16 protein-coding genes are annotated in these 17,582 nt (G+C 68.4%); 7 read left to right on the plus strand and 9 right to left on the minus strand.

The features are described from left to right. Positions 1 to 147 precede the first annotated feature (147 nt). A complete protein-coding gene (locus ATK30_RS12875; RefSeq protein ID WP_101435808.1) occupies positions 148 to 2,052 on the plus strand; it encodes an elongation factor G in 1,905 nt (634 codons plus the stop codon). Here ATK30_RS12875 and ATK30_RS12880 read toward each other — a convergent pair. The 5 genes from ATK30_RS12880 to ATK30_RS12900 form a co-directional block, all read right to left on the minus strand. After that, on the minus strand, positions 1,988 to 2,410 hold the full coding sequence (locus ATK30_RS12880) for a hypothetical protein (RefSeq protein WP_101435809.1): 423 nt from the start codon (positions 2,408 to 2,410) through the stop codon (positions 1,988 to 1,990). The two genes, ATK30_RS12875 and ATK30_RS12880, sit on opposite strands and share 65 nt — an antisense overlap. A gap of 84 nt (positions 2,411 to 2,494) precedes the next feature. Next, positions 2,495 to 3,430, minus strand: coding sequence for an esterase/lipase family protein (locus tag ATK30_RS12885; RefSeq protein ID WP_167441896.1), 936 nt, complete (start codon positions 3,428 to 3,430; stop codon positions 2,495 to 2,497). A gap of 75 nt (positions 3,431 to 3,505) precedes the next feature. Then, on the minus strand, positions 3,506 to 4,246 hold the full coding sequence (locus tag ATK30_RS12890) for an ESX secretion-associated protein EspG (RefSeq protein WP_101435811.1): 741 nt from the start codon (positions 4,244 to 4,246) through the stop codon (positions 3,506 to 3,508). An 8-nt stretch (positions 4,247 to 4,254) separates the two neighbouring features. Further along, positions 4,255 to 5,688 carry a hypothetical protein gene (locus ATK30_RS44675; protein ID WP_143271376.1) on the minus strand — a complete coding sequence of 478 codons (1,434 nt, stop codon included), beginning with the start codon at positions 5,686 to 5,688 and terminating at the stop codon, positions 4,255 to 4,257. A 118-nt stretch (positions 5,689 to 5,806) separates the two neighbouring features. Next, the gene (locus tag ATK30_RS12900; protein ID WP_101435812.1) at positions 5,807 to 6,964 is read right to left on the minus strand and encodes an acyl-CoA dehydrogenase family protein; all 1,158 of its coding nucleotides are present in this window, start codon (positions 6,962 to 6,964) and stop codon (positions 5,807 to 5,809) included. 119 nt (positions 6,965 to 7,083) lie between these two features. Here ATK30_RS12900 and ATK30_RS12905 point away from each other — a divergent pair, with 119 nt between their 5' ends. Then, the gene (locus ATK30_RS12905) at positions 7,084 to 8,757 is read left to right on the plus strand and encodes a class I adenylate-forming enzyme family protein (RefSeq protein ID WP_183125343.1); all 1,674 of its coding nucleotides are present in this window, start codon (positions 7,084 to 7,086) and stop codon (positions 8,755 to 8,757) included. Between the two features lie 52 nt (positions 8,758 to 8,809). Here ATK30_RS12905 and purE read toward each other — a convergent pair whose 3' ends face one another. Together purE and ATK30_RS12915 are read right to left on the minus strand one after the other, a co-directional pair. Then, positions 8,810 to 9,307: a 5-(carboxyamino)imidazole ribonucleotide mutase gene (purE, locus tag ATK30_RS12910; RefSeq protein ID WP_101435814.1), complete on the minus strand. Its 498-nt coding sequence runs from the start codon at positions 9,305 to 9,307 to the stop codon at positions 8,810 to 8,812. A gap of 11 nt (positions 9,308 to 9,318) precedes the next feature. Further along, a complete protein-coding gene (locus ATK30_RS12915) occupies positions 9,319 to 10,503 on the minus strand; it encodes a 5-(carboxyamino)imidazole ribonucleotide synthase (RefSeq protein WP_101435815.1) in 1,185 nt (394 codons plus the stop codon). Positions 10,504 to 11,055: 552 nt separating this feature from the next. Between ATK30_RS12915 and ATK30_RS12920 the strand changes: the two genes are divergently transcribed. Then, positions 11,056 to 11,418: a hypothetical protein gene (locus ATK30_RS12920; RefSeq protein WP_143271377.1), complete on the plus strand. Its 363-nt coding sequence runs from the start codon at positions 11,056 to 11,058 to the stop codon at positions 11,416 to 11,418. A 181-nt stretch (positions 11,419 to 11,599) separates the two neighbouring features. Here the strand turns inward: ATK30_RS12920 and ATK30_RS12925 are convergent, their stop codons facing one another. Then, entirely contained in the window at positions 11,600 to 12,934 is a 1,335-nt protein-coding gene (locus ATK30_RS12925; protein WP_101440791.1) for a glycosyltransferase 87 family protein, read from the minus strand. Between the two features lie 53 nt (positions 12,935 to 12,987). Further along, positions 12,988 to 13,839, minus strand: coding sequence for a hypothetical protein (locus tag ATK30_RS12930; protein WP_167441897.1), 852 nt, complete (start codon positions 13,837 to 13,839; stop codon positions 12,988 to 12,990). Positions 13,840 to 14,095: 256 nt separating this feature from the next. On the opposite strand from ATK30_RS12930, the gene ATK30_RS12935 reads away from it, so the two are divergent. Genes ATK30_RS12935 through ATK30_RS46850 form a run of 4 tightly spaced genes read left to right on the plus strand, consistent with a single transcriptional unit; the run spans position 14,096 to position 17,567 of the window. Further along, positions 14,096 to 16,375, plus strand: coding sequence for a sigma-70 family RNA polymerase sigma factor (locus ATK30_RS12935; protein WP_101435817.1), 2,280 nt, complete (start codon positions 14,096 to 14,098; stop codon positions 16,373 to 16,375). A 10-nt stretch (positions 16,376 to 16,385) separates the two neighbouring features. Further along, positions 16,386 to 16,886 (plus strand): GtrA family protein, encoded by a 501-nt coding sequence (locus ATK30_RS12940; protein ID WP_101435818.1) that lies wholly within the window; start codon positions 16,386 to 16,388, stop codon positions 16,884 to 16,886. Between the two features lie 37 nt (positions 16,887 to 16,923). Continuing rightward, on the plus strand, positions 16,924 to 17,448 hold the full coding sequence (locus ATK30_RS12945) for a GtrA family protein (RefSeq protein WP_101435819.1): 525 nt from the start codon (positions 16,924 to 16,926) through the stop codon (positions 17,446 to 17,448). Continuing rightward, positions 17,445 to 17,567, plus strand: a complete 123-nt coding sequence (locus ATK30_RS46850) for a hypothetical protein (protein WP_279629990.1) — start codon at positions 17,445 to 17,447, stop codon at positions 17,565 to 17,567. The genes ATK30_RS12945 and ATK30_RS46850 overlap by 4 nt, the downstream gene beginning before the upstream one ends. Positions 17,568 to 17,582 lie beyond the last annotated feature (15 nt).

The raw sequence follows: 17,582 nt of genomic DNA on the forward strand, positions 1-17,582 counted from the left end.
GGCCCGGCGCTACCGTGCTGATCTCCGCGAGTACGTCCCGCTCGCGGCCGTGTTTTCGTGTTTCCGAGCCGCGAGGAGTCCCGATGCGCCGACAGTCCGATCGATCCCAGTTCGGCCTGTCTCCCGCATCCGAGGACTTCCGCACGCATGAAAGCACTGACCATCGGCATCCTGGCGCACATCGACGCAGGTAAAACCAGCCTCACCGAACGACTGCTGTTCGAAACCGGCGTGATCGACCACGCGGGCCGGGTCGACGACGGCGATACCCAAACCGATTCGCTCGACCTCGAACGCCGGCGCGGCATCACCATCAAGTCCGCCGTCGTGGCGGTCAGCACGCCAGGCCACCGGCTCAGCCTCGTGGACACCCCGGGTCACCCCGATTTCATCGCCGAGGTCGAACGCGCCGTCGGCGTGCTCGACGGCGCGGTGCTCGTGGTGTCCGCAGTAGAAGGCGTCCAGGCCCAGACCCGCGTGCTGATGCGCACGCTGATCCGGCTCGGTATTCCAGTGCTTGTGTTCGTGAACAAGATCGACCGCACCGGCGCTCGCGAAGCCTCGTTGCTGGAATCCTTGCGTACCAAGCTTTCCCCGCGATGCGCCCCAATGAGCACGGTCACCGATATCGGCACCGCCAGCGCACAGCCGGTGCCGCTGCCCTTCGACGAACGTCTCGCCGACGCACTCGCCGGAGACGACGCGTTTCTTGAGTCTTATGTGGCCGGTGCAGCGTCCTCAATGGATTACCGAAAAGCGTTGGCACGTCAGGTCGCCGCCGCCTCGGTGTATCCGGTCTTCTTCGGTTCCGCAGTCACTGGAGCTGGCGTCGCTGACCTCATCGCCGGGGTTTACGAACTGCTGCCGTCCCGCGAACGCCGGGGGGACGGGCCACTCGACGCCACCGTATTCAAAATCGAACGCGGCCGTTCCGGCGAGAAAATCGCTTACGTGCGCATGTTCTCCGGCTCGCTGGCGGCGCGCCGACCGGTTCCTTTCCGACGCTTGGGCATGGAAGGCGTCGGCCGCCCCTCCGCGGTGCGCGTGTTCGAGCACGGCGTAACTCCGGTGTCCGGCGAGGCGCTGGCCGGTGACGTCGCGCGGGTCTGGGGTTTGCCGGAGATCCAGATCGGCGACCGGCTCGGCGAAAGCGCCGACCTTTCCGAGAACCGGTTCTTCGCCCCGCCGAGCCTGGAAACGCTGGTGTACCCGGTCGATCCAGATCAGACGAGAGCGCTGTACACCGCGCTGACCCGCCTGTCCGAACAGGACCCGCTGATCAGCATCCGCCGACAGGACCAGGAAATCACTGTCCGCTTGTATGGCGAAGTCCAAAAGGAAGTAATCCGGACGACCCTCGCCGAAGAGTTTGGCATCGCCGCCGAATTCGAGGAGTCGCGACCACTGCTGGTCGAGCGTCTACATGGGACTGCATACCGCGTCCGCCACCCGGCGCCGGAGCAGCGCGTGTTCTTCTGGGCCACCGTCGGACTTCGCGTCGAACCCGGCCCTCCTGGCTCCGGCACCGACTACCGGATGGAGGTCGAACTCGGCTCGCTGCCGCTTTCCTTCCACACGGCCATCGAGGAAACCGTGCACGAGATCCTGCGCGAAGGCTTGCACGGCAGGGAAGTGATCGACTGCGTCGTCACCCTCACCGACACCGCGTTCTACCCGCCAGCCAGCACCGCCGGGGATTTCCGCGGCATGACCCGGCTCGTCTTGCAGGAAGCCCTTCGCGAGGCCGGAACGCGGGTGTACGAACCAATCCACGCTTTCGAACTCGAAGCCCCAGCGTCCGCGATCAGCACTGTGCTTCGCAAACTTGTCGAACTGCGCGCAGTGCCCGGCGAACCAGGGATCACCGATGACCGATGCACTGTGGACGGTCATCTTCCGGCCGCCTCCGCGCACGAATTGGAACAAGTGCTGCCCGCGCTCACCCGAGGCGAGGGCACGCTGGTCACGAACTTCGCCGAATACCGGCTCAGGCCGGGCGGCGGCGGGCCACGTCGAGTTCCGTCCAGCCGCCGTGGGCGGACAACAGCGTGAGGACGCGCTCCGCGAGGGCCGAAAACCGGCGCAGGTCCTCGTGGAGCGCCTTCGCGCGCGTCGAGTCGAGCGGGGCGTGGTCGTCCCACCACAGGCAGAGGACCGCGCTCGCGCACAGCACCAGCGGCTGAACGATGTCCGTGAACTCCGCGGACGGCTCGGCCGTTTCCCGGCACGTGCTCTCGATTTCTTCGCACGCGTCGAGCAGTTCGCGCAACGGGCCCACCGCGCCGGACGGGGTGCCGTCCCACGACGCGGTGGGCCACGCGCGGTCGCTCAGCTCGAGCCAGAGCCGCCATCCGGCGACCAGCTCGGCCTCGTCGTGCGGCGTCCAGGTGTCGGGGAGCAGCCAGAACATGTCACCGACTGTGACACCGCAGCCGGACCCCGCACAACCGAGCCGGCGAAAGTGTTCGCGTTTGTACCCCGGGGCGGGGGTATCTCAGCTGATCACCGGGGGCACGAACACGCAATTCGGCTTTTTCGCGTGCTGCGGGTCGAGCGCGTTGAGCACCTCGCGCTCCGCGATCGGGTCGTAGGTGATGCCGAGGTGGTCGGTGTAGTCGAGCCCGCAGACGTCCTGGAGGACGAGGTTTTTCACGTTGGGCGCGGGCTTGAGGAAGGCGTTGGTGTACGGCGTGACGACGTCGTCGTACCTGGTCTGGATGACCGTGTAGTCGACGCCCGGGACGGTGTCGCCGCCCGCGTTGAGGTCGGTGAGGAACGCGGACCCGGTGGACTGTTCGTTGCAGGCCGGACAGGGCACGCCGACGATGTCGCGGGCGGGCGGGATCGCCTGGATGGCGGTCAGGAGGCCGTACAGGTTGGTGCCGTAATTGGACGGAGACAGGCCGATCAGTTTGCCGATCTTGCTCGCGCCGCCGAGGTACTTGATCCAGTAGCGCGGGTTCATCCCGCCCTGCGAATGCCCGACGACGTCAAGCTTCGCAGCCCCGGTGGCCTGGAGAATCTTGTCCCCGAAGGTCGCGAGCTGGCCCGCGGTCCCCGCCACCGGCCCCACCGTCTGCAGGAACGCCCCCGGCGACCCGCCGAAGTTCCCGGCGAACACGCAGTACCCCTCGTCGGCGAGCCGCTGGGAGAGATTCGCCCAGTTCTCGTACGCGTTGGCCGTGGTGCCGTTGGACAGCAGCACGGGGTTCGGATGTTCCGCGGAGGGTTTGCAGTTCCAGTCGTTGGCCCCCGGCGGCGCGATCGTCGGCTGCGCGGCCGAGTAGATCGCCGCGGCGATGATGTTCGGCTGCACCGGACCGGTCGGTTCTTTCCCGGTTGCCCCCGACGCCACCGCGGTGCCGCCGCCGAGCGCGACCACCGTCGCCGCCAGGAGGACCATTCCCCGTCCGAAAGCGCGTACGCCCATTCCGTTTCACCTCTCTGTGAACCCGACGCAGTGGTTAACGCCGAACACGAGAAAGGGAAACGCGGTTACTAGTTTTTACCGCAATCCGGTGAGCGTACGGTTCACCGCATCGATCAAGGAGGCCCGGTTTCCCGGGTAGACACTGATCTGGGCCTCGCCGTCACTGGTGCTCTGGAAGCTCAGCACCCGCCCGCGCCCGCTGAGATCGATCACCGACAACGGCGAGCTGTACCGGCGCTCGCCCCGCCCGTCCCGGACCGCGGCGTGCAGCTGGTGCACCGCGTCGCGCGGCGCCCGCATCAGGTACCGCAACTCGTCCGCGTCGCCGCCTTCCTCCGCCAGCGGATCCGCGCCGCCGCCCCCGTCGTAGTACTCCCGGCTGACCCGCATCGCCCGCACCGCCGCCGGAGGACATTCGGGCATCGCCATGACCAAACAGGCCGCGAGCTCATCCGGCGACACCGGGTCGAGCTGAACGAACTCCGCGTCGGTAATCAACCGAACGGCGTCTGGTTTGGTGGCCGCGACGAGAATCGCCCCGTTGTCCTCTTGGTGGGTGCCAAAGTCGGTCCACCCGTACACCTCTTGCCGCGCGCTCGCGAGCAGTTTGAGCGTGCCTCGCAACGCGTCCGCCGCTGTTTCGCCAAGCTGCGCAAGGAGATCCCGCGTCCGTTTTGCTCGTTCAGCGGCGCCTTCCTCGGTGAGGTACATCGGGGTGTCCTCGACCACCACCGGTACTCTGCCGAGGTTTTCCGCGTGCCAAAGCGCCAAAAACACCGGCCGCGGCATCCGCAGCGGCCTGTCGATGATCGTCATCGAGCCCCTCAACCACCAATCGTCGGGGGTGTCGGAGGCAACCCAGTGCGGGGGTCGAGGGCCCGCTCGCCGTTCTCGTCGACGAGCGAGAAGGCGGAGTCGTCGTCGATTCCGTACTTGCGCTGGTGTTCTTTGTCTTCTTCGCCTTTGCCTTTGCCGCCGCCGGCCATGCCGCCCATTCCCGGGCTCCCCTTGGCTCCGGCCGCGGCCTTCCCGGCCGCCCCCGCAGCCCCGCGGCCGGCCCCTCCTTCACCCGCGCCGACCCCGGCTCCTGCTCCTGTCCTTGCACCGGCACCGGCACCTGCCCCTGCACCGCCGCCGAGCCGCGCCGCGATCCCGCCGCTGCGGCCCCCGGCTCCGGCCTCGCTTGCGCCACCGAGCGGTCCAAACGCCCCCGGCGTCCAGCCGCTGCTGTCACTACCGCCCCCAGCCCCGAACGAGGTCGGCGTCGGCGTCGACATCGGCGGAGTCCAGGGCGAACCTCCGACCCGATCAACCGACGGCGGAGTCCACCCAGACGTCGAAGTCCCGTCGTAATCCCCCGGCGGCGGTGAGGGCGGCGGCGCTGTGACGCCCCCAGCACTCCCCGGGGCCACACCGGACCAACCGACATTCCCCGGCCCACTGACCCCGCTAGCCCCGGCCCCACCGGTTCCCGGCCCTCCGACGGTCCCCGGTCCACTCCCGAACCCAGTTCCCTGCCCACTCCCAGGCCCGCCAGAGTCCGACCTCCGATAAGACCGCTCGTGCGACCCGGTCTTGCCCGTGACGTGATCGCCGCCAGAATCGATCTTGAGATTCTGCCCGTCGAACCCGGCCACTTGACCGTAATTGCTGTTCAACCCCTGGCCGTTGGTCTTGGCCTGGTCCGCGTACTTCTGATACCGCTCAACGTTGTGATTGGCGGCGGCGTTGTACGCGTTGATCTGCTTCTCGGTGTCGGTGTCCCAAGGAGTGCCCTGGTCCCAAAGATTCTTGTGCGGAGGCGTGGGAGGCATCGCCTGCAACGCGATCTTCATGTCGTTATAGCCGTGCGTGGTGTCGACCAGCTTCTGCCCATTGACCACATAAGCCTGCGCGGAGGTAGACGACGCGTCAGACAACGGTCTGAGCCGAGCCCGTGCCGCATCCGCACCGTCGCCAGTCCAGACAGATTCCAGCATGGTGGTGATCTGCTGCGCGTCGTCACTGTTCTGGTTGTGCTCTTGGATCATTTTCTGAACCGTGGCACTACCACTGTCCCACGACGAGGTCCCCGGTCCTTGCTGCACCTGCTGCACAATCACCGGCGCGGGAACGGCTTGGTCTCCGAGATTTCCGTGGTAGAAGTCGGAGAACCAATTCCCAGCATCCTTGAGCCGATCGTTGACCCAATCGTCGGCGTCACTGATCCGGTCACCAATCCACTGGGCACCTTCGCCGATGAAGTCAAAGAACCCCATCGGTCACGCACCCGCCTTCTGCTTCAGATTGGTAACTACCGAAGAAGGCGAGTTCGGGCACAAAAGAGCCCCACCACCCGATCCGGGTAGTGGGGCTCTTCTGCAGACCGTCAGGGGCTCAGCCCTTCAGCAGGGCCCTCGCCATGACGACCTTCTGGATTTGGTTCGTGCCTTCATAAATCTGCGTGATCTTCGCGTCGCGCATCATGCGCTCGACCGGGAAGTCTCGCGTGTAGCCTGCGCCGCCGAACAGCTGCACCGCGTCCGTGGTCACCGACATTGCCACGTCGGACGCGTAGGCTTTGGCTGCCGAGGCGGTGAAGCCGGCGCGCTTGTCGCCTCGCTCCGAGGACGCTGCGGAGGCGTACACCAGGTGGCGGGCGGCTTCGATTTTCGTTCCCATGTCGGCCAGCATGAACTGAATTCCTTGGAAATCCGCGATTGCTTTGCCGAACTGCTTGCGTTCCTTGACGTACGCGACGGCCGCGTCCAGGGCGCCTTGGGCGATTCCCAGGGCTTGCGCGCCGATCGTCGGGCGGGTGTGGTCCAGGGTGCGCAGGGCGGTCTTCAGGCCGGTGCCCGGTTCGCCGATGATGCGATCCGCGGGGATGGTGCAGTTTTCGAAGTAGATCTCGCGGGTCGGGGAACCCTTGATGCCCAGCTTCTTTTCCTTCGGGCCCACCGAGAAACCCGGGTCGTCCTTGTGCACGACGAACGCGGAAATGCCGTTGGCCTTCTTTTCCGCGTTCGGGTCCGTCACGGCCATCACCGTGTACCAGGTCGATTCACCGGCGTTCGTGATCCAGCACTTGGTTCCGTTGAGGACCCAGTGGTCGCCATCGAGGCGGGCGCGGGTGCGCATGGACGCGGTGTCCGAGCCGGCCTCGCGCTCGGACAGGGCGTACGACGCCGATGCTTCGCCCGAGGCGATCGAAGGCAGGACCAGCTTCTTCAGGTCCTCCGAACCGGACAGGATGATCGGCTGCGTGCCCAGCTTGTTGACCGCCGGGATCAAGGACGCGGACGCGTCGACGCGGGCGACCTCCTCGATCACGATGCACGCGCCGATGGCGTCGGCGCCCTGGCCGTCGTACTCCTCGGCGATGTGGACGGCGTTGAAGCCTGCCTTGACGAGCGCTTGGTTGGCTTCGACCGGATAGCGCTCCTGCTCGTCGACCTCCGCCGCGTAGGGCGCGATCTCCTTTTCGGCTAGAGCCCGGACCGCGGCCCGCAGTTCCTCGTGCTCCTCGGCCAGCTGATACAGGCCCTCGGCCACCTTCAGTCACCTCTTCTGCAGCGAAACGGGAGAAAGTCCCCCGATGTTAGCCCGCGTTCACACCGAACGCGGCGGCTCGCTGCTTGTGTCCTCGGCCTCACCGTTCGTATGGTCAAGTGATGGCTGCCACTGCGTCGACTCCGCCGCCCGGATTGCCCGCTTCCCTTGACTACCCCCAGGTGCCGATCGGTTCGCTGCTCGCCGGCGCCGCGACGCGCTACGGCGACCGTGTCGCGTTCGCTATGGGCGACGACCAGCTCACGTTCGCTCAGACCTGGCAAGCCGCCTGCCGGTTCGCGCAAGCGCTGCTTGCCCGCGGCATCGGGCGGGGCGACGTGGTCGCCGTGCATCTGCCGAACTGCCTCGCGTATCCCATCGCCTACCACGGCATCCTGCTGGCGGGGGCGACGTTCAGTCCGACGAACCCGCTGCTCCCGCCGGACGACCTCGCCTTCCAGCTCACCGACTGCGGGGCCGCCGCGGTGGTGACGTTCGGACCGGTCTCGGGCACGCTCGCGGCGGTCGCCGACCGAATTCCGGCGCGGCTCACGATCGTCGTCGCGCCCGACGGTGAGCTCAGCGAAGGAAGCGTGGAGTTCCGCGAGTTCTTCGCTGACCAGCCTGCGACCAGGCCAGACGTGGCGATCGAGGTGGACCGCGACCTCGCTCATCTCGCCTACACAGGAGGCACGACGGGGCGGTCCAAGGGCGTCGAGCTGACGCATCGCAACGTCGTCACGAATACGCTCCAGCACACCTGCTGGTCGACCGGCTCGGTACCGGCACTCGACGCGAACGGCGACCTGACGATCGACCAGATCGGCAGCCCGGACGAATGGCCGACCCGGCTCGGTACCGGCACCGCGATCAACCTGACGCCGTGGTTCCACGCGATGGGCGTGATCGCCGGACTCAACGGTCCCTTGCTGGCCGGCGGGACGACGGTGCTGCACGCCCGGTTCGATCCGGCGGCGTACGTCGCGGACGCGGAACGGCTGCAGGTCACGACCATCGGCGGCGCGCCCGCGCTGTTCGCGGCGTTGCTGGCGACACCCTCGTTCCATACGGCTGACCTGTCGTCGGTGCGCAACATCGGTTCCGGTGCCGCGCCGATGAGCCACGAGATGATCCGCGCGCTGCACAAGCGGTTCCCGGACGTCGTGATCGCCGAGGGATACGGGCTCACCGAGGTGACGATGGGCGCGGTGATCTCGCCGAGCTACCGGTCCGGCGTGCGCAAGGTGGGGTCGGTCGGCAGGCCGATCTTCGACACCGAGGTCAAGCTCGTCGCGGACGGCAGCGAAGAGCCGTTGCCGCCCGGGCAAGAGGGCGAGGTGTGCTTGCGCGGGCCGCAGGTGATGCGCGGGTACCGGAACCGTCCGGAAGAGACCGCTGCCGCGCTGGTCGACGGATGGCTGCACACCGGCGACATCGGCGTTCTCGACGAGGACGGCTATCTGTCCATTGTGGATCGCAAGAAGGACATGCTGCTGTACAAGGGCTACAACGTCTTTCCGCGCGAACTGGAGGAGTTGCTGAGCGCGTCGCCGGGCGTGCTCTCCGCGGCGGTGGTCGGCCGGCCGAGCCCGGAGGTCGGCGAGCTGCCGGTGGCGTTCGTCGTGCGGAAGCCGGATTCCTCAGTGGACGCGGAGCAGCTGATGGCGGCGGTGAACGAGAAGGTGCTGCCGTACAAACGCCTGCGGGAACTGCATTTCGTGGAGGAAATCCCGGTGTCGGCGGCGGGCAAGGTGCTGAAGCGCGAACTGCGGAAGCAGCTGCCCGACCCGGCGTGAGCTGACGGTGCGTGCGGATGCCGGGCCTGCGCCGGCATCCGCACCGCGCCAGCTACTTGCCCGCTTTTTCGCGGAGTTTGGCGTCCTTGTCGAGGACCAACTGCTCCAGGTCCTCCTGGAACTGCGTCAGCTTCGCCTGCAACTGCAGGTCAGCGGCGGCGAGGATCCGGACCGCGAGGAGACCGGCGTTGCGCGCCCCGCCGACGGACACGGTCGCGACCGGGATGCCGGCGGGCATCTGCACGATCGACAGCAGCGAGTCCATGCCGTCCAGGTACTTCAGCGGAACCGGCACGCCGATCACCGGCAGCACCGTCGCCGACGCGACCATGCCCGGCAGGTGCGCGGCACCGCCCGCGCCCGCGATGATCGTGCGGATGCCCCGGTCGGCCGCGGACTTCGCGTAGTCCAGCATCCGCTGCGGGGTGCGGTGCGCCGAGTAGACACCGACCTCGTACTCGACGCCGAACTCGTCCAGCGCTTGTCCCGCGGCCTCCATCACCGGCCAGTCGGAGTCGCTGCCCATGATCACGCCCACCTGCGGCGCCATTGTGTTCCCCTTCAGTGGATCTCGTCGCCGTCGAGCCAGACGGCGTGGGACAGCCAGTGCGCGGACAGCAGCGCGCGGTTGCGCAGGTCGTCCATGCGGTCGCCGATGAAGTTGACGTGGCCGAGCTTGCGGCCGGGCCGGTCCTGCTTGCCGTACAGGTGGATTTTCACCTCGGGGAACCGCGCGAACAGGTGGTGCACGCGCTCGTCCGGGCTCATCTGCGGCGAGACCTCCGCGCCGAGCACGTTCGCCATCACGCACGCCGGCGCGATCAGGTCGGTGCGGCCGAGCGGGTAGTCCAGGACGCCGCGCAGGTGCTGTTCGAACTGCGACGTGCGCGAACCGTCCATGGTCCAGTGGCCGGAGTTGTGCGGACGCATCGCCAGCTCGTTGACCAGCAGGCCGGTCTCGGTCTCGAACAGTTCGACCGCGAGCAGCCCGGTGACGTCGAGCGTCGACGCGATGCGCAGGGCCAGCTCCTGCGCCTCGTGCACGCGCGACTCGGACAGCCCCGGTGCCGGGGCGAGGACCTCGGTGTTGATGCCGTTCGTCTGCACGGTCTCCACGACCGGATACGCCGCGCCCTGGCCGAACGGGGAGCGCGCGACCAGCGCGGACAGCTCGCGCTTCATCGCGACCTTCTCCTCGACCAGCAGGTCGGTGCCGGCTTCGAGGAGCTCGGGAACGATCTCCCGGGCCTGCTGTGCGGTGTCGAGCATCCAGACGCCCTTGCCGTCGTACCCGCCGCGCGACGCCTTCAGGACCACCGGCCAGCCGTGCTCGCCGCCGAAGGCCACCACGTCGTCCACAGTGGACACTTCGGCGAAGGCGGGGCCGGGCACTCCGAGGCCGGCCATCATCTCGCGCATCACGAGCTTGTTCTGCGCGAACCCGAGCGCGGTGGGCGCGGGGCGGACGACGAAGCCCTCGGTGGCGAGGGTGAGCAGGTGCTCGCCGGGCACGTGCTCGTGGTCGAAGGTGACTACGTCGACCTGGCGGGCGAAGTCGATCAGCGCGTCGAGGTCGGTGTGGTGGCCGATGACGACATCGCTGGCCACGAGGGCCGCCGCGTCGCCCTCGTCGGCCGCCAGCACCTTCAGCGACTGGCCGAGGGAAATCGCCGCCTGCTGCGTCATGCGGGCAAGCTGCCCGCCGCCCACCATGCCGACGATGGGAAGACCGGTTCGTTTGTCCATAGCGCAGCCCAGGTTACTGGTCGAGAACTCGCGGACCACCGGCGACCTGCGGCGCAGGGTGCGGTGGACGGGGCGCGCGCTGGCCCGGGACGGCTGGGGTCGGGGGTGGCGTGGCGGGAACCGGCCGCGGTGGGGGGGCTCGACCATGAGATCAGCCGGACAGCGGTCCCCAGGGCACCCGAAATCTCTCGCAGAAATCCGGCGAAGACGATCAATCGCAGGGCCCAGGTGGGAATGACCAGGTTCGACGGGCGAATCGGCAGGAACCGACCATGGCGGCGGCAACCACGATGGCTCCTCATGCGGAAGTCCCTGGGCAGAAGCGCAGCGACCGGTTGGCCGACACGGGTTCGGCTGCGGGCGAATCGAGTCGGCAACAGGTGCGCTCACCGGACTGCGCAGGCGAAACCGGCGCGCCGATCCAGAGAAGCAGCCTGGCTCCCCAAAGTGCCTTCCCGCAATCCGAACGCAGGCAGCACCCCAACCCCAACCAGGCAACACCCGGACAGCGAAACCCCACCTCAAACCCTCCCGCTGCAGCAGGATGGCCGGATGGACTCTGTCACCCTCCCGCGGCCGGTTCTTCACGCACTTCGTCAGGCGAGCCTCCCCGGGGTGGCCACCGGGATGCTCACCGGCGCACCCCGGCCGCTGGCCTTTCCTCCGGGGTTCGGCGAGGTGCTCGCCTGGCTCTGGACCACCGATTCGAACGCGGCCGTCATCTACCTCGCCGAGCTGATGAAGCAGCTCCGCGAACGGCATCCCCTCGCCAAGACCGTCACGCCGCCGTTCCGGTTCGATGAGTTGCTCGCCGCGGCCCGCGACTGTCTTCCGGACGACTTCGCGCACGCCGAGCTGCTCATTCAGTACACCCGCACCTCGCTGGGCGACTATTACGGCGGTTCGGCGGACTGACAACGCTCACTATTCGGCTGATCTGTCCACACCGCGCCCGATCAGAGCGATGCCGGATCAGAACGATGGCCGTGCCCGCCCGCGAGCCAGGCTCCGGACGGCCGCGTAACCACCGCGATCCAGACAGTAACCGCCACCACCGACAAAAACCGCCAGCAAGCCGCTGACCAGCACAAAAAGGCTAAACGGTCTCCTGCTGTGCCCGGTTGCGAGCCCGCCGCTGCAACCCCCACCGCAGCACCAACGCGACGGCCAGCACCACCGGCATCAGGATGTACGCGTCACCGAGGATGTTCTGCCACACCTTCCAGTGCAGCTCGACATTCCGGCCGTTCGGCAAGATCAGCAGCACGCAGCTGACGAACACGAACGCCACCAGGAACGTCCCCAGCCACCGTTTCCACGCCGTCGCCGGGGTGGTTTTCGGCAGCCTGGACACCAGGAGCACGACCAGCGGCGCGACCCAGACCCAGTGGTGCGTCCAGGAAATCGGCGAGATCAGCAGGATCCAGAACGCCGTGACGAGCAGCGCGGCCAGCGCCTGCCCGCGCCGGTGGAAGCGGAACATCAGCCACAGCGCCGGAATGGCGAGCACGAGGCCGATCGCGGTCGCCGCGCTGGAGGCCCACGGGGCCAGGTCGGTGGCGCGGTTCATCAGGGCGTTCAGCGACTGGTTGCCCGCCCAGTGCACCGGGCCGATCCGGCCGGTGTCGGGGAGCGTTTTGGTCCAGTATTTCCACGAATCGTGCGGGTTGATCAGGAACAGCAGCGCCTGCATGCCGACGAAGGTCGCCAGGCCGCGCAGGGCGTCTTTCCAGCGGCCGGTGATCAGCAGGTGGCCGACGAACACGATGGGAGTGAGCTTGATCGCCGCGGCGAGGCCGACCAGGACGCCGCCCCAGCGGCTGCCGCGTGCGCAGATCACGAGCAGGTCCAGCAGGACCATCGCCATCAGGATCAGGTTGATCTGGCCGAGGAAGATCGTCCGCCACACCGGTTCGAAACCGAGGAAAACCAGGAAGAACACGATGGTCGACCGGGCGGGCGAAGCCCACCAGCGGGGGCTGTCGGCGGCCGGACGGGGCAGCGCGCCGATCGCGATCCGCACCGACAGCGCGAGCGCGCCCAGCGAGACCACGGTCAGGAAACCCCAGGCCACCTGCACCGGCACGACGGCGAGCGGCGCGAACAGCAGCGCCGCGGTCGGCGGGTAGGTGAACGGCAGCAGCGCCCAGCCCGGTTCGGTGGGCAGCGTGTTCGCGTCGTAAAGATTGTCCCCGCGCAGCAGCTGCAGCGCGCCTGCCCGGTAGACCGCGCTGTCCACGCCGAGGTTCCAGTCGTGCGCCCAGCCCCAGAACCCCATCGCGATCGCCAGCAGCGGGAAAATCGCGAAGATCAGCATCGACCGCGGGCGCACGGACAGCCGTGCCAGAGATCGGCGCAGAGCCAGCCGGGGCTGCCCGGATCGATTCACCGGAGCTTCGCTGTCAGCAGCGGAGGATACGGTCCTGGTCACCACAACAGGAAAGCACGCCTGCGGGAATACTGGTCAGGAAGGGGGACCGGGGCTTAGCTGTGCGCCAATTCCGTCAGCAGCTCGCAGGCCCGGTCATGGGTCCCGGGCAACCGCACGGCCGACACGAGCGGACGTGCGACGTCGCGCAGCTGCGGATCCACGGAAAGACGTTCGTTAAGCGCCCGTCGGAGCGCGACCCCGCGCGTGGCCAGGCGCTCGTTGCGTTCGGCCAGCACCGCGACCGCGGACGGGCCGATCGTCGCGTAACACTCGCCGGTGTCGAACACGGCCCGGACGGCGTCGGCGGCGAGGATCATCGCGGTCAGCCGGGGCCAGCCGGACACCGACGTCAGGTCCAGCGACACGGTGAGCAGCACATTCGCTTCGTTGCCCCCGCCTCGGTAGATCTCACCGAGCCGGGTCCGCAGGTACGCCGCGGACGGAAGGCCGGTGAGCGGGTCGGTGACTTCGGTGTGCACGAGCTGGTCGGTGGCGACGTCTGCCCAGGCCAGCGCGGTTACGCGGAGAAGCCGGGCCGGGGTGGCGTCGACGTCCGGTGCGACGAATCCGTCGACCGCGTCCGGGTCGGCGAGCACCGCGTGCAAAGCGGCCAGGTCAGACAGCGTTTCCGACAGCCCCGCGCCCGCCGCGGCCCGTGCCCGGCCCAGTCCGGCCAGCGCGTTTTCCGCGCCCGTCGAGCCGTGCCGGACCACCGCCGCGCACACCGCGTCGACTTCGGGCAGCGCCCAGTCGCTGGGGAAACGCCAGCCGGCTGCGAGACTGGCCGTTCGCCAGCGAGCTCGCAATGCCCGTAAATGGCGGTCCCGCTCGAACCGCGCACGCGTCTCGTCCCCCGACGAGTCGCCTGCGGAGCCGAACCGCGCCCCGGTCGCCGGTACGTCCACCGAACCCCCAGCTCCTTCCGGTACCTGTCGATCTTGTCCCCAATCACGAAGGGGACGCGGCGGAGGGGTCCTCGTGACGCGTTTTCCCCGATCTTTTTCGCGTAATCACGGAGACGAGAAGGTGAACTTGCTGCGCCTACTGAGGCATCTGCCGGACCACGGCGTGACGAGTGTCGCCGCATCCGTCACACTTGGTGTGCGTTGTAGGGAGTAAGGCGCGTGGAGTCCGCCGCGCGCGCAGCCTCAAAGGAGCCCCGTGTCCACCGTTCCCGCCGATCTCTCCGGTAAGAGTGACGCCGAGCTGATCGCAGAGGTCCGCGCGGGAAAGATCGCGTCCTACGGTCCGCTCTACGAGCGGCACAGCGGTGCCGCGCACAACCTCGCCCGCCAGCTCGCGCGGTCCAGCTCGGAGGCCGACGACCTCGTGTCGGAGGCCTTCTCGAAGGTGCTGGACACGCTGCGCGGCGGGAAGGGCCCGGACAGCGCCTTCCGCGCGTACCTCCTCACCGCGCTGCGTCACACTGCGTATGACAAGACGCGCCGTGACCGCCGGATCGACCTCAACGAGGACATGAGCGACGTCGGCGGGGCCGCTGGCGAGGCGCTCACCGTGCCGTTCTCCGACACCGCCGTCGCGGGCCTCGAGCGCACGATGGCCGCGAAAGCGTTTGCGCGGCTGCCGGAACGCTGGCAGGCAGTGCTGTGGCACACCGAGATCGAGCAGCAGAGCCCGGCCGAAGTCGCGCCGCTGCTCGGGTTGACCGCGAACGGCGTTTCCGCGCTCGCGTACCGCGCCCGGGAAGGGCTTCGCCAGGCGTATCTGCAGGTCCACCTGCAGGAAACCGGTGCCGACCGCTGCCGCGCGACGGCCGATCGGCTCGGCGCCTGGACGCGCGACGGGCTGTCCAAACGCGAACGCTCCCAGGTGGAGAACCACCTCGACGAATGCGAGAAGTGCCGGGTACTGGCGGCCGAACTGGCCGACGTCAACGGCAGCCTGCGCGCGATCATCGCCCCGATCGTCCTGGGCGGCGCCGCTCTCGGCTACCTGGCCACGATCGGCGCGGCCAAGGCGAGCGCGGCGACCGCCGGTGCCGCCGCTGCCGGTGCTGGAGCCGCTGCGGCGGGCGGGGCCAAGGCGGGTGCGGCAGCCGCCGCGTCCGCGCCGCGGCAGTTCGCCGGGGTCGCCCTGTCCGGAGCCGCGATGGTGGCGGCCATCGCGGTCGCGTTGGCCGCGGGCGGTGGGACCCAGACCATCCCGGCCGCACAGCAGGCACCCGCACCACCGCCGGCTGCCGCGCCCGCACCTGCGCCGAAGCCTGCTCCCCCCGCTCCTCCGGCCGCGCCGCCCGCCGCTCCCCCGGCACCAGCGCCTGCCCAGCCCGCGCCTCCGGCCGTGCCGCCGCCCGCGGCGCCTCCGGCCGCCCCACCGGCGCAGCCGCCTGCCCAGAACCCGCCCGCCGGGGCTCCGCAGCTGTCCGCGTCCCTGCCGCCGAACGGGGTTGAACTCCAGCCGGGCGGCGGACCGGTCGCGCTGCCGATCACCGTGCGCAATAACGGCAACGCCGTGTCCGATCCCGTCCAGGCGACGCTGAACCTGCCGCCGGGAGTGCGAGCCGTTCAGGCCAACGGCGGCGGCGCGGTCGGCTCGTACTCCAGCGAAGCGGCCGCGCAGTCTGGGCCGATGCAGGTCGCGTGCCCAGGCGGCACGGGCACGGTCACGTGCAAGACCGGCAGCGGGCTGCAGCCTGGCCAGTCGGCTGTGCTGATGTTCCGGTTGCAGGCGGACGAGAACGCGAGCGGCGGCACGGTGACCGGTTCGGTCACGGCGGGTGCTTCGGTGAACGTCACCGTCAGCGTCCAGGTGAAGGTCAAGGCACCGCAGGACGCCCTGTCGCTGACGGCCAGGCCGTTCGGCCTGCCGTGGAAGCTGCAGCCGGAGATCCAGGCCACGGTGCAGAACACCGGGCAGAGCACGAAGCCCGTCACGATCACGTTCGACCACAGCACCACCTGGCAGTTCGGCTTGAAGAGGTTCGATTGCACGTCAGGGGAGGCGGGCACGAGCTGCACGAGTGCCAAACCGCTGGCTCCGGGCGAGAAGGCGGACCTCTTGGTGATGGTGGACCGCAAGCCGTTCGACGGCCCCCTCACCGTCACGGTCAACGCGTCGCTCGGCAGCGCCTCGGCCAACCCGGTGTCGGTGGATCTCGGCTGCTGGTGGGACATGTGCCACGAACCGACGATCGGACCGTTCACGTCCACGACGGTGCCGTCACTGCCGACGACGTCGACCTCGACCTCGAAGAGTCACGAGCCGAGTCCGTCGAAGCACCCGACGACGAGCGTCACCCCGCCGTCCACGCCGTCCTCCGACGACGACGAGACGCCGGACCCGACGTCGAGCAGCCCGTCCGCCACCACGAGCGCGCCGCCGAACCCCGGCTCGAACGGCAAGCCCGGCAAACCCGATAACCACGACAACCGTCCGCCGGCGGTCGAACCCCGGGGGTTCTTCGGCTGGTTCACGGAGTAGCGTCCGGTCGGTGCGCGAACTCCTGGCGAAGCACCGTGAGCTGGTCCGTTTCGCCCTGGTCGGCGGCACGAGCTTCGTCATCACGCTGACGATCACCTATGTCCTGAAGTTCACCGTGCTGCGGACCCATCCGGTCACGGCGCTGATCGTCGGTGTGCTGATCGCCACGATCTTTTCCTACGTCGCGAACCGCGAATGGTCGTTCCGCACCCGCGGCGGGCGCGAGCGCGCGCACGAGGCCGCGCTGTTCTTCCTGATCAGCGGGGTCGCGCTGGGGCTGAACGCGTTGCCGCAGTGGGTATCGCGGTACGCGCTGCATCTGCAGGTGCCGCACGTGAGCCTGGTCGGGCAAGAGGTCGCCGACTTCGTGAGCGGGATGATTCTCGGCACCTTGCTGGGGACGCTGTTCCGCTGGTGGGCGTTCAAGAAGTGGGTGTTCCCTACGGAGGGCGCCCGGCCGGAATCAGCGCGGAACGACAATCCGGATATTCCGGACCGTAAGGCCGCCTGACACCGGGCGTGACCTCGAATTCTCTAGACTGCGATACGTGACCGTCGTCGAAACCGTGCTCGCCCGCACGCCCGAGCCATTGCGCTCCGTGCTCGTGAAGCACCGGGAGCTGCTGAAGTTCGCGATCGTGGGCGGCACGACCTTCCTGGTCGACAACGGCGTCTGGTACTTCCTGAAGCTCAGCGTGCTGGAGTCGAAACCGACCACGGCGAAGGCGATCGCGATCATCGTCGCGACGATCGTGTCGTACGTGCTCAACCGCGAATGGTCGTTCCGCACCCGCGGCGGCCGCGAACGCGCCCACGAGGCGACCCTGTTCTTCCTGATCAGCGGGGTCGCGGTGGTGGTGAACCTCATTCCGCTGCTGATCTCGCGCTACTGGCTGCACCTGGAAGTGCCGAACGTGTCGCGGTTCGTGCAGGAAGTCGCGGACTTCGCGAGCGGGTCGATCATCGGCATGCTGCTCGCGATGGTGTTCCGGTTCTGGGGATTCAAGAAGTGGGTGTTCCCGGATGAGCTGGGGGAACGGCGCAAGGACGGGGTGACCCGGATTCCCCGGTGACCCGGCTGGCACTGTTCGACCACGACACGCTGACCGATCTCAGCGGTGCGTTTTCCCGCTGGGCGACGGAATTCGTGATACAGCACCGGCTTCCAAAGGTCAGCCACCGCATCGCGTAGCAGTGGATCCGCCGG

The organism is Amycolatopsis echigonensis (assembly GCF_002846615.1).
Classification (GTDB): domain Bacteria; phylum Actinomycetota; class Actinomycetes; order Mycobacteriales; family Pseudonocardiaceae; genus Amycolatopsis; species Amycolatopsis echigonensis.

Excerpts from the sequence above, each read along its gene's own strand:
- ATK30_RS12875 (WP_101435808.1), top strand. The coding sequence starts at position 148 with ATGAAAGCACTGACCATCGGCATCCTGGCGCACATCGACGCAGGTAAA.
- ATK30_RS12880 (WP_101435809.1), bottom strand. The coding sequence starts at position 2,410 with ATGTTCTGGCTGCTCCCCGACACCTGGACGCCGCACGACGAGGCCGAG.
- ATK30_RS12885 (WP_167441896.1), bottom strand. The coding sequence starts at position 3,430 with ATGGGCGTACGCGCTTTCGGACGGGGAATGGTCCTCCTGGCGGCGACG.
- ATK30_RS12890 (WP_101435811.1), bottom strand. The coding sequence starts at position 4,246 with ATGACGATCATCGACAGGCCGCTGCGGATGCCGCGGCCGGTGTTTTTG.
- ATK30_RS44675 (WP_143271376.1), bottom strand. The coding sequence starts at position 5,688 with ATGGGGTTCTTTGACTTCATCGGCGAAGGTGCCCAGTGGATTGGTGAC.
- ATK30_RS12905 (WP_183125343.1), top strand. The coding sequence starts at position 7,084 with ATGGCTGCCACTGCGTCGACTCCGCCGCCCGGATTGCCCGCTTCCCTT.
- purE (WP_101435814.1), bottom strand. The coding sequence starts at position 9,307 with ATGGCGCCGCAGGTGGGCGTGATCATGGGCAGCGACTCCGACTGGCCG.
- ATK30_RS12915 (WP_101435815.1), bottom strand. The coding sequence starts at position 10,503 with ATGGACAAACGAACCGGTCTTCCCATCGTCGGCATGGTGGGCGGCGGG.
- ATK30_RS12920 (WP_143271377.1), top strand. The coding sequence starts at position 11,056 with ATGGACTCTGTCACCCTCCCGCGGCCGGTTCTTCACGCACTTCGTCAG.